General features: G+C 35.3%; 13 protein-coding genes and 2 pseudogenes. 14 read left to right on the forward strand and 1 reads right to left on the reverse strand.

Annotation, left to right across the window (positions count from 1 at the left end; all coding sequences use genetic code 11):
- The first annotated feature begins 3 nt into the window (after window positions 1-3).
- The 6 genes from G634_RS18290 (at window position 4) to G634_RS20225 (ending at window position 9333) form a co-directional block, all read left to right on the forward strand.
- Window positions 4-726 carry a DUF1836 domain-containing protein gene (locus tag G634_RS18290; RefSeq protein WP_051233732.1) on the forward strand — a complete coding sequence of 241 codons (723 nt, stop codon included), beginning with the start codon at window positions 4-6 and terminating at the stop codon, window positions 724-726.
- A complete protein-coding gene (locus tag G634_RS0106710; protein WP_026504644.1) occupies window positions 723-3263 on the forward strand; it encodes an ATP-dependent helicase in 2541 nt (846 codons plus the stop codon). The genes G634_RS18290 and G634_RS0106710 overlap by 4 nt, the downstream gene beginning before the upstream one ends.
- Before the next feature lie 142 nt (window positions 3264-3405).
- Window positions 3406-3699 (forward strand): hypothetical protein, encoded by a 294-nt coding sequence (locus G634_RS0106715; protein WP_035799208.1) that lies wholly within the window; start codon window positions 3406-3408, stop codon window positions 3697-3699.
- A 131-nt stretch (window positions 3700-3830) separates the two neighbouring features.
- Window positions 3831-5351 (forward strand): 23S rRNA (uracil(1939)-C(5))-methyltransferase RlmD, encoded by a 1521-nt coding sequence (gene rlmD / locus G634_RS0106720; RefSeq protein ID WP_026504646.1) that lies wholly within the window; start codon window positions 3831-3833, stop codon window positions 5349-5351.
- Between the two features lie 240 nt (window positions 5352-5591).
- Window positions 5592-8183: a DEAD/DEAH box helicase gene (locus G634_RS0106725; RefSeq protein WP_035799210.1), complete on the forward strand. Its 2592-nt coding sequence runs from the start codon at window positions 5592-5594 to the stop codon at window positions 8181-8183.
- Window positions 8176-9333, forward strand: a complete 1158-nt coding sequence (locus G634_RS20225) for an NUMOD1 domain-containing DNA-binding protein (protein WP_051233733.1) — start codon at window positions 8176-8178, stop codon at window positions 9331-9333. Before G634_RS0106725 ends, G634_RS20225 begins: the two co-directional genes overlap by 8 nt.
- Window positions 9334-9586: 253 nt before the next feature.
- On the opposite strand, the pseudogene G634_RS18300 reads toward G634_RS20225, so the two are convergent.
- Window positions 9587-9937, reverse strand: a pseudogene (locus tag G634_RS18300) (transposase); the annotation flags it as partial.
- A 12-nt stretch (window positions 9938-9949) separates the two neighbouring features.
- Between G634_RS18300 and G634_RS18305 the strand changes: the two are divergent.
- The 8 genes and pseudogenes from G634_RS18305 to tnpA all read left to right on the forward strand — a co-directional run bounded on the left by G634_RS18305 (window position 9950) and on the right by tnpA (window position 14871).
- Window positions 9950-10801: an ORF6N domain-containing protein gene (locus tag G634_RS18305; RefSeq protein WP_051233735.1), complete on the forward strand. Its 852-nt coding sequence runs from the start codon at window positions 9950-9952 to the stop codon at window positions 10799-10801.
- Between the two features lie 13 nt (window positions 10802-10814).
- Window positions 10815-11582 (forward strand): annotated as a pseudogene (locus G634_RS21960) (recombinase family protein); the annotation flags it as partial.
- A gap of 163 nt (window positions 11583-11745) precedes the next feature.
- Window positions 11746-12801, forward strand: a complete 1056-nt coding sequence (locus G634_RS0106755; RefSeq protein ID WP_026504651.1) for a phosphotransferase — start codon at window positions 11746-11748, stop codon at window positions 12799-12801.
- Window positions 12779-13264 carry an NUDIX hydrolase gene (locus G634_RS0106760; RefSeq protein ID WP_026504652.1) on the forward strand — a complete coding sequence of 162 codons (486 nt, stop codon included), beginning with the start codon at window positions 12779-12781 and terminating at the stop codon, window positions 13262-13264. The genes G634_RS0106755 and G634_RS0106760 overlap by 23 nt, the downstream gene beginning before the upstream one ends.
- 23 nt (window positions 13265-13287) lie before the next feature.
- Window positions 13288-13500 (forward strand): hypothetical protein, encoded by a 213-nt coding sequence (locus G634_RS0106765; protein WP_026504653.1) that lies wholly within the window; start codon window positions 13288-13290, stop codon window positions 13498-13500.
- A complete protein-coding gene (locus G634_RS0106770) occupies window positions 13484-13696 on the forward strand; it encodes a hypothetical protein (RefSeq protein ID WP_026504654.1) in 213 nt (70 codons plus the stop codon). Before G634_RS0106765 ends, G634_RS0106770 begins: the two co-directional genes overlap by 17 nt.
- Window positions 13697-13775: 79 nt before the next feature.
- Window positions 13776-14243 carry an HIT family protein gene (locus G634_RS0106775; protein WP_026504655.1) on the forward strand — a complete coding sequence of 156 codons (468 nt, stop codon included), beginning with the start codon at window positions 13776-13778 and terminating at the stop codon, window positions 14241-14243.
- Between the two features lie 274 nt (window positions 14244-14517).
- Complete coding sequence (tnpA, locus tag G634_RS20230; RefSeq protein ID WP_051233736.1) at window positions 14518-14871, forward strand: IS200/IS605 family transposase; 354 nt, start codon at window positions 14518-14520, stop codon at window positions 14869-14871.
- Window positions 14872-14976: the final 105 nt, after the last annotated feature.

Below are 14976 nucleotides of genomic sequence, written 5' to 3' on the forward strand. Positions count from 1 at the left end.
AGTATGACAATCGATAATGATGATTTATTAAACAGCATAATATCAAGCCTTGATAGAATAGAAAATGTGAAGGTTGAGGAACTTCCAAATATGGCTTTATATATGGATCAGCTGACCACATTTATGGATGAGAAGCTTTATAAAACAACCAGATATCCAGGTGAAGATAAGATTCTGACCAAAACAATGATAAATAATTATGCCAAAAATGATTTACTTCCTCCACCAGTTAGAAAAAAATATTCTAAAGATCATTTGATTTTGCTTATTTTTATCTATTATTTCAAGGGAGTATTATCAATTGATGATGTACAGACTCTGCTTGAACCAGTAAAAGAAAGATTTCATATAAGTGATACTGAAAATCTTAATCTTTCCGATATATACAAGCGAATATATGATATGGAAGAGCAAGAGGCAATTCCTGTAAAGGAAGACGTGTTGAAAAAAGCTAAAATTGCCAAGAAAGCATTTAGCGATGTAGATGATGATTCTAAAGATAAATTAGAACTTTTTTCATTTTTGGCCCTTCTTGCTTATGATGTTTATGTAAAAAAGCTTATTATCGAGAAAGTTATCGATGGTATTAACGAAAAGAGTGGCAAGAATAAGACTAAAGAGGAAAAGAAAGAAGAAAAACGAGCAGCAAAAAATGAAAAAAAAGCAGCGAAAGAGGCAGCAAAAGCTGCTAAAAAAGCTGCTAAGATAGAGAAAGAAAAATTATGAGTATATACGATACATTAAATCCTGAACAAAAAGAAGGGGTTACCACAACGGAAGGCCCTTTACTTATTATTGCTGGTGCTGGATCTGGTAAAACCAGAGTCTTGACGCATAGAGTTGCGTATCTTATAGATGAATACGGAGTTAATCCTTGGAATATTATGGCAATAACTTTCACAAACAAGGCAGCTAGAGAAATGCGTGAAAGAGTTAGTGGGATTTTGGGACAAGGTTACGAGAAAGTATGGGTAACTACTTTCCACAGTACCTGCGTAAGGATTTTAAGACGATTTGCCGATAGACTTGGATATGGTAACAATTTCACTATCTATGATACAGATGATACCAAATCTGTAATGAAAGATATTATAAAAAGATTTGACTTGGAAACAAGAGATTTAAAACTTAGACAGATTCAAAAGAAGATATCAACTTGTAAAGATAATTTGATTACTCCAAATGAATATGCATTATCCGCGGGAAATGACTTTAAAAAGATGAAAATAGCAAAAGCGTATGAAGAGTATGCTGCTGTTCTTAAGAAGAATAATGCTATGGATTTTGATGATTTAATTATGCAGACTGTTATGTTGTTTCGTCAAAACCCAGATGTATTAGAAAACTATCAGGATAGATTTCGCTACATAATGGTTGATGAGTATCAGGATACCAATAATGCACAGTTTGAACTCATAAGACTACTTGCAGATAAATACAAAAATCTATGCGTTGTAGGTGATGATGACCAGTCAATTTATAGATTTAGAGGCGCAAATATTAGAAATATTCTTGATTTTGAAAAAACTTATCCAGATGCAAAAGTTATAAAATTAGAGCAGAATTACCGTTCAACACAAAGTATTCTTGATGCTGCAAACTCAGTTATTCATAATAACAGAAATCGTAAGGAGAAGGCACTTTGGACTGACGAGGGACAAGGTGAGAAAATCCGCTTTTGTGAATTTGATCAGGCTCCTGAAGAAGCAAATTTCATAGCGGATGATATTGCAGGCAAAAAGCGTGAAGGAAAGCTTGATTATAAAGAAACAGCAGTTTTGTATAGAACAAATGCACAGTCTAGACTTATAGAAGAAAGATTTGTAATGTATGGTATTCCTTACAATTTGGTAGGTGGAACAAACTTTTATTCAAGACGTGAAATTAAAGATGTTCTTGCATATTTAAAAACTATTGATAATGGTAAAGATGATCTTGCAGTTCGTAGAATTATCAATGTTCCTAAGCGAGGAATTGGGACAGCAACACTTAATAAGGTTCAGGATTATGCGGATAGCAATGCAATGAGTTTCTTTGATGCTTTGCATTATAGCGGAGAAATAGTGGGAGGAAAGGCAGCAGAAAAGTTACATGATTTTGATTTAATGATTCGCGCTTTTAGAACTAAGCAAAAGAGTATGACTCTAGAAGAACTTGTTCGAGATGTTATAGATACAGTATCGTATCTTGATTATTTGAAAACTCTTGATGAGGATGACGAAGATGAAAGCGGAGATAATGACAGGCGTCAAAATGTAGACGAACTCATTGGAAAAGTAATCAATTATCAGGAAAAAGATGAAGAGCCGACTTTGTCAGGTTTTCTTGAAGAAGTAGCTCTTGTAGCTGAAATAGATAACGTCGGAGAAGATGATAATAAAGTACTTCTTATGACTCTTCATAGTGCCAAAGGACTGGAATTTGAAAATGTATACCTTGCAGGAATGGAAGAAGGTACATTTCCAAGTTACATGACAATGAATAGTGAAGAAGCTGATCCAATGGGAATGGAAGAAGAAAGAAGACTTGCTTATGTAGGAATAACTCGTGCTAAGAAAAATCTCACTATAACCTGTGCTCATAGAAGAATGATTCGTGGACAGTTTGAATCACTAAGAGTCAGCAGATTTGTAGATGAAATTCCTTGCGAACTTCTAGACTGTACTAATGATAGTATTAAACCTTCATTTCTATTTGATGGCGGAGATACAATAGATGATGATGACGATGATTTTGAATTTGATTATGATTCAAATTCAGTAGTATCTAATAAACCTTTTTCATCTAGAAATGAAGATGGTTCACTTTATGGACATAAGCACTTTTCATCAAGAAGCTCGTATAACAGCGGATTATCGCAAAATTCTCTTAGAGCTGGATTTAAAAGTAACGCACAGGAGCGTTCTAGTGAAAAGATTACACATACTCCTGGAAGTAGTATTTATGGAAGCGGTATAAAAAGTAGTAGCTTTATGTCTAGAACAACTAAAAAAGCAACTGCTAAGGTTCCTCAAAAGCCATATATAGCAGGCGCCACTAATAAGCTTAATGGAATTTCTTCTCTATCTGGTCTTTCAAAAGGCATACCTGCAAATCATAAAATTGATTATGCAGAAGGTGACAGAGTAGAGCATGTGAAGTATGGAGTTGGAACAGTTGCCAAAATTGAGAAGGGCGCAAGAGACTATAAAGTTACAGTCAATTTCGATGAAGTTGGGCCAAAAGTCATGTTTGCAGCATTTGCAAAACTTAAAAAATTATAATGATAAATATCCTGCTTTGATGTGTTCAAATCATTAAAGCAGTGATAAAATATTAAGTGATAGTTATTTTCCACATGGGATCGTTAAAAAAATGCAATTGATACGCGAAAGCGTTTCAAGCATAAGATGCGAAAGGAGTCATATGGAGATGAAAACAAAACTGGATGAAGTGTTGGAGCTTAGCAAGATTAATGATTTATTAAATCACAAAGAAGAAGAGAAAGATAAGGCACCTAAGACTATTCTTTGGATTCTTGCAGTGATTGGAGCTATTGCGGCAGTTGCTGGAATAGCATACGTTGTCTATAGTTATCTTACACCAGCATATGACGATGATTTCGATGACGATTTCGATGATGATTATGATTACGAAGATGATCTGGATGATTTTTCTTCGAGAGAAGAGAAGGCATCTGAGAAATCTGTGAAAGACTGATATTAGCGTATCATCACGAAGCATGTGCTAAAAATCCAAGATGTTAACTAAAGGGGAAGCATTTTTCGGAGTGCTTCCCTTTTAATGTCATTTATTAAATATAGAAATAAAGATTAAGGTAAGGTTTTTATATGAAAAAGAAACAGCTAGTTGAAGGTGTAGTTACTAAAAGAGAGTTTCCTAATAAAGGAATAGTTGAGAATATAACAGTTGAGGGTGAAAGTGTTCCCGGAGTTACATGTGTTATAAAGAATACATTACCAGGACAAAGGGTAGTAGGAAGTTTAAAAAGAGTTAGAAAAAATAAGGCAGAAGCGCGCCTTGTTGAAGTACTCAAAGAAGCAGATGATGCTATAGAAAGCCCATGTCCTCATTTTGGAATATGCGGAAGTTGTCATTATCTTTCAATGACTTATGAAAAAGAACAGGAATTAAAGCAAAACCAGGTTAAAGAGCTTCTTATGGATGTTCTTTCTAAACAGACAATTACTGCTAAGTGGGATGAAATAAAAAAGAGCCCAATTCGATTTGAATATAGGAATAAGATGGAGTTTTCTTTTGGCGATTCTATGAAGAATGGTCCTTTATCTTTGGGAATGCATAAACGTGGAAGTATGCATGATATAGTAACAGTTGACCATTGCCAGATAATGGATGAAGATTATAGAAAAATACTTAAGTGCGTCTTAGATTATTTTTCTATAATGTATGTTTCAAAAGATTCGACTATCGAACCTAAAGACGATGTTAAAGAAAATGCCAATGAAGTTTCATCAGAAATAGTAAAAGAAGTTTCAAACGCAACAGTTAGTTTCTATCATACTATGCAAAGAAAAGGATATCTTCGTCATCTTCTTGTTAGAAAAGCTAAAAAGACAGGTGAAATACTAGTTGATCTTGTAACTACAACGCAGGAAGAACACGACCTTACAACTTTGAAAGAAGAACTCTGTTCTTTGCAATTAGATGGTCATATAATAGGATTTCTTCATACCAAAAATGACAGCTTATCTGATGCGGTTGTAGATCAGGGAACTGAGATAATATTTGGACAGGACTCATTTACAGAAGAATTACTTGGACTTAAATTCCTTATTACTCCATTTTCTTTCTTCCAAACGAACTCACTAAGTGCTGAAGTTCTGTATAATCAGGTTAGAGAGTATGTAAAGCTTGGAATGAAAAAATCTAATTTAGAAAAGGCAAGAGTACTCTACGACTTATATTGCGGAACAGGTACTATTTCACAGCTTATGTCAGAAGTTGCTGATAAAGTAATAGGTGTTGAGATTGTTGAAGAGGCAGTTGAGGCAGCAAAAGAAAACGCTAAGAGAAATGGACTTAATAACTGTGAATTTATCGCAGGTGATGTTTTGAAGGTACTCGATGATATCACTGAAAAGCCTGATTACATTATCCTTGATCCGCCAAGAGATGGAATTCATCCAAAAGCTCTTCAAAAGATAATAAACTATGGAGTAGAACATCTTGTATATGTATCGTGTAAGCCAACAAGCCTTGCAAGAGATTTGGAAATTTTTATAGAGAATGGTTATCAGGCTGAAAGAATATGTGCTGTAAATCAATTTCCGAATACAGTTCATGTGGAAACAGTCGTTCTCTTAACGAGAACGACCGATAGGGAAGTTTGAGTTTAGAGAACGCTGTTGTTCCGGCGAGCCCATTTATGGGCGAGAGCGGAACTTCCTTGTGAAAAAGTTGTGAGAAACCATGCGGGTTTGAGGGCAATTTACAAGGAAACAAATCGACTAAAATCGAAGCAAAAAATATGTGCTTTTAGCGGACAATGTACATTGGGGGATAGAAAAAAAGACCTATCTGCGGACAAAGTTTTTGTACGCCAAGAAATAGCTATAAAGGGCAGAAATATTATGGAATTGCACGGACTAAATATTTATATAACTGAATATGGCATTGAGATAGATTCATATTATGACAGTTATTTTAATGGACAGAGCAAATGGCTTTTTGATCTTTTTAATAAAGATAAGAGCGAGTTCTTCTATGAATTAGCGTTTATCGATGAAGTTAAGGATTCTATATCTATTCACTTTTTGCAATACATAGCAAAGAAACTCTTAAGTCATATTTTGAATTCTGAATGTATAAATTTTGCTGAAATAGAAATAGAGCCACTTGATGATGAGGCAATAGAAGAAATACTTCCATATGTACCGTTTATAACTGGGTATACGTATGTAACGGCAGACTGGATAAAACGAATATCAGAGATTTTTTTTGCTTTTTATAAAAAAGAAATGCTCAATTATAAAGGAACGCAGAAAGAGTACTTGGCCGGAAAAGGCGTTAACATTACTATTCCGTCCCGTATATATTTTCATCTTGTAGAAAACAATGAAAGGAATGACCTTCCATTTGCATTTCTCGCTACATATACCGCAGAGAAAAATGGGAAGATTGTACATTTTCCTTTGAAGAATGCTTTGGTGGAGTTTAAAAACAATAGTGAAGAATTGAACATACTTATAGACAGCATTTTCAGCGCTTCACGGAAAAGCGATTTTGTGAAGCATTATATGGAGACTGGAGACATTTATTTTCCAATAAAAATGAGTGAGGCAGAAGCATATGCTTTTCTCAAGGAAGTAGGCATCTTTGAACAATGTGGGATCGTATGTCGTATCCCTAGGTGGTATACGCATAGTGAGGACACAATTCAAATAGATATTGATGAGAAACTATTCTATTCCATTAAGATGATAAATCAAGCAGCTATAAATTATTTCGTACCAAAGCTAATCTATCACGGTGTTGAAATTACAGTAGATGAAGCTAAGACGTTATTGTTAAAGCAAGAAGGACTTGAAATCATTAAGGGAAAATGGGTAGAGATTAATCATACTGACTTAAGCGTTTTGCTTGATCAATTTGAAAATTTATCATCCGATGGAACTACATTATTGGAGGTGTTAAGGTCTAAAGCTGGCATTGGAACTAATAGGAAGGTATTTCCGGTAAATATTGAGTTCTCACGAGAGGATTGGATTGAAAGATATATATCATCAGCAGTTCGGGAGATAGATGAAAACACTATACCAGATAGATTTATAAATGTGCTGAGGCCATACCAGAAAGATGCCTTTTTCTGGCTTTGGGGAATGTGTAACTTGGGATTTGGTGTATGTTTGGCTGATGATATGGGGCTTGGGAAAACCGTAGAAGTTATTTCTTTTCTTTCAAAATATAAAGAAAACTATGAAGAAGCACATGTGCTTATTGTTGTTCCAGCAACTCTGGTTGCTAACTGGACTGCTGAGTTTGCAAAATTTGCTCCAAGCACTGATGTCTTTATACTAAGAGGAAATAACGCTCCTGAGAAGGGCAAGTACAAAGGATTCATTACAATTACAACATATCAGATTGCAAGTAAATCAGATTATCTTGCACAGAATACATGGGATGTTGTGGTTCTTGATGAGGCTCAGGCAATAAAAAATTACTATACTACACAAACGAAAAGTATCAAAAGTCTACAGGCGCATATGAGAATCGCCATGACGGGAACGCCTATTGAGAACAATGTTTTAGAGCTATGGTCGATTTTTGATTTTTTAAACCCAGGTCTTTTAGGAAATAGACTGGAGTTCAAAGGTATATATGAGCAGGAAGATTCTCATCTACGTATAAGAAAGCTTATTCAGCCATTTGTCTTAAGAAGAGTAAAGACCGATAAAAGCATCATATCTGACCTTCCAGAGAAAAATGAGATTGATATATCGGTAAATCTTACAAAAGACCAGATAGTATTATATAAAAAAGCAGTTAATGATATGAATCTGGCCATAAAAACGCTTAAGAATAAGCAAGAAGGACAGATTATAGTATTGTCTTCGATAATGAAATTGAAACAAATATGTAACCATCCATGCCAGTATTATGGTACATCCGAGTATGATCCTGAGCTTAGCGGAAAGTTTATTATGTTACGTGATATAAGTGAAGCAATCTACGAAAAACGTGAGAAAGTTTTGGTTTTTACACAGTTTAAGGAAATAATACCTGCTTTGGATTGTTTGCTTGAAAAAGTATTTAAAAGAAAAGGAGCAGTGATTGATGGTGATACAAGTATGCAAAAAAGGGCAGAAATAGTAGATGCATTTCAAGCTGGCAATTTTCCGTATATGGTTCTTTCACTTAAAACGGCGGGGGTTGGCCTGAATTTAACAGAGGCTAATAATGTAATACATTTTGATAGATGGTGGAATCCTGCTGTAGAGAATCAAGCAACAGATAGAACATATAGAATTGGACAAAAACAAAATGTGACGGTATATAAGTTTATTTCTGCTAATACGATAGAGGAAGTAATTGATAAGATGCTTAAGGTAAAGCAGTCGCTGGCAGATATGTATGTTAATGATATTGATAGCAATGTTTTACTTAAGTTGTCGCCAGAAGAATTAATGCATGTGGTTGAATATAGTGGAGAAGATTATGAGTAAATATTTGGTTAAACTTACTTCTAAAACAATAACAAATGAATGGTGGGGACAGCAGTGGTGCCAGAACATTTCGCGTTATGCTGATTATACAAATAGGCTTGAAAGAGGGAGAACATACATTAGAAAGGGAGCTGTCCAGGAGATTGAAATTGATGGAGGACATATTAGGGCTCTGGTTTCTGGAACGCTGCCCATGCCATATTCTGTAGATATTCATATTAAGCCTGCATCAGAAGAACTTGTTGATAAAGTATTAAAGAAACTCAATGACATAAAGCTATTACGTGAAGGGGTAGTGCCAGACAATTATAGAACTCTATTTACTGTTGATGAGGGATTGTTTCCTTCTTCAAGAGAGATAGATTTTTCATGTAGTTGCCCAGATGTGGCATCATTATGCAAACATATTATTGCTGTGTTGTATGCCATTGGAAGTATTCTGGATCAAGAACCAATTTTACTATTCCAATTAAGAGGTATTGATGTAGAAAAGTATTTAGACAAGCAGCTTTTTGATATAACGAATGACCTTTTAGTTGATATAAATAACCACGAGAATGAGGATAGAATTATAGATGATTCTTTAATTTCAAATCTTTTTGGCATAGAAATGGCGTCGGAGGATAGTGGAAATGATTATCGTGAATTATTAAAAGAGAATAAGTTGAAAAAAGATGAGGATGAAGTTCGAATAATTGAATTAAGCCATAAAGCTAAGCCGAGAAAAAGACCAGTACCGAAGCCTAAGGAAAAGAAAAATCCGATAGAAGGCTATGTTATCCGTCAATATGATAAAGAAGGAAAATATATACGACAGTATTTTTCATATGAAGAAGCTGAAAATGCAACTGATATTGGCATGCTAAATATAAAAAGGGCTATTAGTGGAAAGAAAAAAAGCGCAGGTGGATATCAATGGAAAAAAGAACTTAAGGATAGTAGTATTAACTGTATTGAACCTTTAGTTATTGCTTTTAGTAATGGCGTACCAAGGCCTGTAGGAGCATATACTTTTGATGGAAATCTTGTTGCAGAGTATCCTTCGGTTACAGAAGCAGAACGAGAAACTGGTATTAATTCAAAAAGTATACGAGATACAATAAATGGCATTCAAAGACACGCTGGTGGATTCGTATGGAAATACTTATAAAAATATAAAAAAGCGGCAATAAAGAGCACAAAAAGCCTTTCTTAAGCTGTGTTTCGATTTTTCTAATTTTTTTATCGACTTTTTGATAATAATGAGATACAATAACTTGATGTTAAATCAAAAGGGGGCTGTGAAAAAATGAAAAATCATTTTTTTCAGCTCCCTTTTATCGCTATTTTTTATGCGGGACTATTCCTTTTATGGAAAAAAGTGTATAATGCCCCTTTCCCCAAGAACTACAAGCTTTTTATGTTTAGGCCGCTTCTTGGAGACGCATCTTTTTATTGTGATATTTATATAAGTTGTAACCTATAGAAACTAAAAGAACCTCAAGTTTTACAGATTCTATTCCTTTTCGGACTATTCTTTTATACCAGCGATCCTTTTTGATGATTCCGAAAGTACCTTCCGCCTGAATGAATCGGTTCGTTCTAAGAAGTGCTCCCTGAATGCTCTCAAGATTATCTATGACCTCCTGATGCATGGCAGTCAGTTCTTCATTTATTCTTACAGTTCTGTTACCATCTGTATTCTTGCACTTTGATGCATAGGGACAGCCACTGCAGTCTTCGCATTGGTAGACTTCTTCCTTTCGTCCATATTTCCTGAAGACTTTATGTTTCAAGTGACTGATGAAGAAGTGAAAATTTTGTGGTCGCAAAATGCGACCGCAAATATTAATTCAATGTCGCGTAGTAATCCATACGTTTTTACAGAGCAAGGATTGTATATGTTAATGACAGTTTTAAAAGGAACACTGGCAGAAAAACAGAGTATAGATTTAGTTCGTACTTTCAAAAAGATGAAGGACTATATTATTGATAATCAGAGTCTTATTGGTCAGCGTGAAATGATGCAGCTATCAATGCAAACTGCAAGCAATGTGGTCGAGATAAAAAAGCTCCGAATGGATCTTGTTTCTGTGGAAAAACAAATGTCAGATGTCATGGATGGACTTAGCGATGTTGTGACAAAATCTGATCTTGCAGACATGATGAATAGTTTTGTTAGTGACGAGGATAATGGCTGGCTCATGTATAATACCAAGTATTGTAGTGCGAATGTGGCATATTCTTCAATATACAGTAAAGCCAAGAAATCAGTATATCTTGTTGATAATTATATTGGAATTAGAACGTTGGTACACTTGAAAAATGTTATTTCGGGAGTGGAGATCAAGGTGTTTAGTGATAATGTAGGTACTTCAAAACTCCACAATATTGAATACAAAGATTTCTGCAAAGAATACCCAACATTAAAAATTACAATGCAACGTACCGGTGGAATTTTTCATGACAGATTTATTGTTCTTGATTACGGAACAAAAGATGAACGTGTATTTCTGTGCGGTGCATCGTCAAAAGATGCAGGTGGTCGTATCACAAGTATTGTAGAAGATTTTGGAATAGATAAGTATAAACCGATGATAAAGAAATTATTGCAAAATGGATTATTGCAACTTCCATAGGAGGATGTTCTAAATGAAGAAACAAACAAAATGCTATATCTACACCCGTGTTTCTACAGCAATTCAGGTTGACGGTTATAGCTTGGACGCCCAACGAGATAAGCTAAGCAAATATGCTGAATATCAGGATATGGAAGTTGTAGAAGAGTTTTCTGATGCAGGCCACTCCGGCAAGAATATAAATGGTAGACCGGAGTTCTCAAGGATGCTCGAAGAAATCGCAAGTGGTGCGGATGGAATAAGCTACGTTCTCGTTTTTAAGTTGTAAAGATTTGGAAGAAATGCAGCTGATGTTCTCAGTTCATTACAGCTAATGCAGGATTATGGTGTTAATCTGATCTGCGTAGAAGATGGAATAGATAGTTCTAAGGAAGCAGGAAAGCTTATGATTTCAGTTCTATCGGCTGTCGCTGAAATTGAGCGAGAAAATATTCTCGTCCAAACAATGGAAGGCCGTAGACAGAAAGCAAGAGAAGGTCGTTGGAATGGTGGCTTTGCTCCCTACGGATATACGCTTGTTAATGGGGAACTCATAATTGCAGAAGATGAGGCTGAAATCATTCGTATTATTTTTGACAAGTATATTCATACCAATATGGGTGTCAACGGTGTGGCGGATTACTTAAATACGCATGGATACAAGAAGAAAAAGCGTCAGAATAATACGCTTGATGCATTTGCAAGCTCTTTCATAAAGGGAGTACTTGATAATCCTATCTATATGGGAAAAATGCCTTATGGCAGACGCTCTAATGAGAAGATTCAAGGAACTCGAAATGAATAACAGGAGGTATTCAGAAATGAGTACCTCTTATTTTTTTGCTAAAATCTAGGTTTAAATAACAGATTGTAAATGCTTAATCCATATAGGATTACAGTTGATGTTATGTTATAATTATAAGGCTCATACCTGTTTCGAGCACTGATAACTGGGGGTGTAAATAATGTCACTTGAAAAAAGTGTTTTAGATATTGATAAGATTAGGGGGCTTCTTAACAGTGAATATGGATTGGAACTCTTGGATTGTATAAGTCTGGAGCTTGGCTCAGCTAATTGCTATAAAGTTCACTGCAAAGAAGGTGTTTTCTTTTTCAAAGAGTATCAAAGTGAGTTCACTAAAGACAAAGTGGATAAGGAAGCAGATATTGTTAAGTTCCTGATTTCTAACGATTTTCCTGTTGCTGATTTTATAAAAACCGCCAATGGTCAAAATGGTGTTTTGTATGAAGGACATGTTATCAGTCTTCAGCAATTCATAGAGGGAAAATCATATCTTAATGATCTTCCACATTCTCTTTTAATGGAGAGTGCAAAGTATCTTGGTGTTATGCACTCACTTCTTAAAGATTATCCTATGGAAATAAGCATGGACTACGATTGGGCTGTGGGTTTTTCTTCAGAAGCCGTTTCACAAAAGTTTAATGGATTATTATCTGCATTGGATGAGAATAAGTCAGACCCGAATTATGTAAGGATTCATGATGATCTTGTTTTTAAAATGAAACTGATGGATTCAATAGATGCCTGGAAAGAGTATTTTAAAGGTATAACATATACTTCAACTCATGGGGATTACACGGCTTGTCAGTTAATCTGCGATGGAGGAAAAATCAAGGCGGTTATCGATTTCTCTTCGGCAGGCTGTATTCCTGCAGTATGGGAGATTATGAGGTCATATATCCAATCAGGTGGAGTAAGCAGAAACGGATCATATTTTGATGTTGAGGATTTTTCTTTATATGTAAAAGAGTACGTGAAATACTCGCCACTTACTGAAAGAGATTTGGAGGCAATGCCTTATATATATCTTTTTCAACTTGCTCAAAGCAGTTACGGATATAAAGAGTATCTGGTTACAAAAACAGAAAACAAAGAAGCACTGCTTGACTTTGGGTTTTGGCGGACTGATATTTGCAGAGAGATATACAAAAAAGCATCTGATATATCAGCGGCATTATTACAAGGAGAACGCAAACATGGAAATTTGGGATGCATATGACGAAAGGCTTAATAGATTAGAAGGTGTAGAACTGATTAGGGGAGAAGATGTACCTGATGGGATGTTCCATCTTTGCAGTGAGATAATTGTTAGACACAAAGATGGTACCTATCTGATAATGCAGAGGGATGAAAGAAAGCATCTTGGTGGAATGTGGGAAGCAACTGCCGGAGGCTCTGCACTTAAGGGTGAGAATCCAATGACCTGTGCGAAAAGAGAACTCTTTGAAGAAACCGGTATTTCTTCCAATGAATTAACTGAAATTGGACGCGTGCTGCACCATGGACATAAGACATATTATGTAGATTACCTGTGCGTTACAGATATCGATAAAAACAGCATAGTTTTACAGGATGGAGAAACCTCTGCTTATAAATGGGTTACTGCAAGCGAATTACGAAAAATGTCCAGAGATGAGTTGGCTACGCAAAGGCAAATTAGTTTTATTGAGGAATTACACTAACAGACTGGAGTAGGATTGTCTTTATGAATAATGTTTTGTTTGTGGGATTTAAAGGAAAGAATAATACTTCCAGTATACTCGTAGAACAACTGTCCACTGAGTACTTGCTTCTCACTAATTCTTTTGCCGGGCTGAAAAAAGATATTGATTCTATAAGCGGTGAATGTGAGCAAATAGTAATGTTCGGTGTTGATAAAGAACTGACTACAGGAGTAAGAGTTGAAAAAGTTTCTTGAAGATTATTTTGCTGATGATGCAGAGCTAAAAGAAGTTTATGGTATAAGGACATTCTTTGGACTGTCATCAAACAATGAAATTAAATTCAGTGAAGAATGGTATAGAGATATGCTTGAACTGGAGATAAAGGCTGGCGCAATTGATGAGTATAGAAAGGTTGCTTTTTTTAATCACCTGATATTTAGAAAGAAATAGAACTATGAATCTTAGGCAGTACTTTCCTGGGTAAGATGCTATATTGAAAAAGAACTGTAGATTATTTCGGAGGAAGCTTATGTGTGGAGTATGCGAAAGAATAAAGGAAACAAAAGCTGGGGACAATCCATTTCTTGTAAAAGAACTGGAAACTGGCTATGTGGTAATTGGGAATTTTCAGCATTTTAAAGGATATACACTATTTTTATATAAAGATCATGTTGTTGAATTATTTGATCTGGATGAGAAAACAAGAGCGAAGTACTTATATGAAATGACACTTGTTGCTGAAGCTGTCAAAAATGCTTTTGGGGCTGAAAAGATGAATTATGAGTGTCTGGGTAATGGTAAAGGTGGCGCTCATATTCATTGGCATCTGTTTCCAAGAAAGACTGGTGACATAGATAACTATGGAAACAATGGAAAGGGACCTGTCTGGTGGTATCCAAGTGAAAAAATGTATGCTGACACTAATATACCCAACAGTGAAGAACTAAAAGAGATGAAAGCTAAGCTTCTTTTTGAACTGGATAAACTGATGATGTAAGCAATCGAAATTTGACGTGGTGAAAGGAATGGAAGCAGTATTTGGAGAGAGCAATTTATGTGAGGTAAATCTTTTGGGAATTTGTGATTTTAGTTCTGTTATAAAGTAAATTTTGTCTTAACGTAGGCGAAAACCCACAGGCTCGCCTGTGGGATGAAGCCTTTTTCTTTTTGACATATACATAGAAAAATATATAATCTATGTGATAAAAACATGAGGCACACAAAAATTATGGATAAAACCTACAAAGCAATCCAATACAAAGTAACCACACATCTGGTGCCCTAAATTTAGATTTTCAGTATTAAAAGGTGATGTTGAAGATACACTCAAGCTGATACTTCAAAAAATCTGCAATGATTATAATTATCGTATTAAGGCACTTGAAGTTATGCCTGACCATATACATATTTTTATAGATGTCCCACAGACTGTTGCACCGTGCGATGTTGTCAGAACTCTTAAAAGTATCAGTGCAATAGAACTATTCAGGACATTTCCGCAGCTTAAACAATTCTATGCAAGATGCGGCGTTTTGTGGTCAAAAGAATATTTTGTATCAACAGTAGGGCATATAAGCGAAGCTACGATAATTAGGTACATTGAGGAGCAGAAAAATCATGATTGATGGAGAATACAAGAAGATTCTGAAACAATATCATAAACTTTCTGATAGGCATATTTTAGTCGCTGAGACTGATATGCCTTATTCTGATGTGCTTAAGATTGTGAT

Source organism: Butyrivibrio sp. NC3005 (genome assembly GCF_000424545.1).
GTDB lineage: Bacteria > Bacillota > Clostridia > Lachnospirales > Lachnospiraceae > Butyrivibrio.

Excerpts from the sequence above, each read along its gene's own strand:
- G634_RS18290 (WP_051233732.1), top strand. The coding sequence starts at position 4 with ATGACAATCGATAATGATGATTTATTAAACAGCATAATATCAAGCCTT.
- G634_RS0106710 (WP_026504644.1), top strand. The coding sequence starts at position 723 with ATGAGTATATACGATACATTAAATCCTGAACAAAAAGAAGGGGTTACC.
- G634_RS0106715 (WP_035799208.1), top strand. The coding sequence starts at position 3,406 with ATGGAGATGAAAACAAAACTGGATGAAGTGTTGGAGCTTAGCAAGATT.
- rlmD (WP_026504646.1), top strand. The coding sequence starts at position 3,831 with ATGAAAAAGAAACAGCTAGTTGAAGGTGTAGTTACTAAAAGAGAGTTT.
- G634_RS0106725 (WP_035799210.1), top strand. The coding sequence starts at position 5,592 with ATGGAATTGCACGGACTAAATATTTATATAACTGAATATGGCATTGAG.
- G634_RS20225 (WP_051233733.1), top strand. The coding sequence starts at position 8,176 with ATGAGTAAATATTTGGTTAAACTTACTTCTAAAACAATAACAAATGAA.
- G634_RS18305 (WP_051233735.1), top strand. The coding sequence starts at position 9,950 with ATGTTTCAAGTGACTGATGAAGAAGTGAAAATTTTGTGGTCGCAAAAT.
- G634_RS0106755 (WP_026504651.1), top strand. The coding sequence starts at position 11,746 with ATGTCACTTGAAAAAAGTGTTTTAGATATTGATAAGATTAGGGGGCTT.
- G634_RS0106760 (WP_026504652.1), top strand. The coding sequence starts at position 12,779 with ATGGAAATTTGGGATGCATATGACGAAAGGCTTAATAGATTAGAAGGT.
- G634_RS0106765 (WP_026504653.1), top strand. The coding sequence starts at position 13,288 with ATGAATAATGTTTTGTTTGTGGGATTTAAAGGAAAGAATAATACTTCC.
- G634_RS0106775 (WP_026504655.1), top strand. The coding sequence starts at position 13,776 with ATGTGTGGAGTATGCGAAAGAATAAAGGAAACAAAAGCTGGGGACAAT.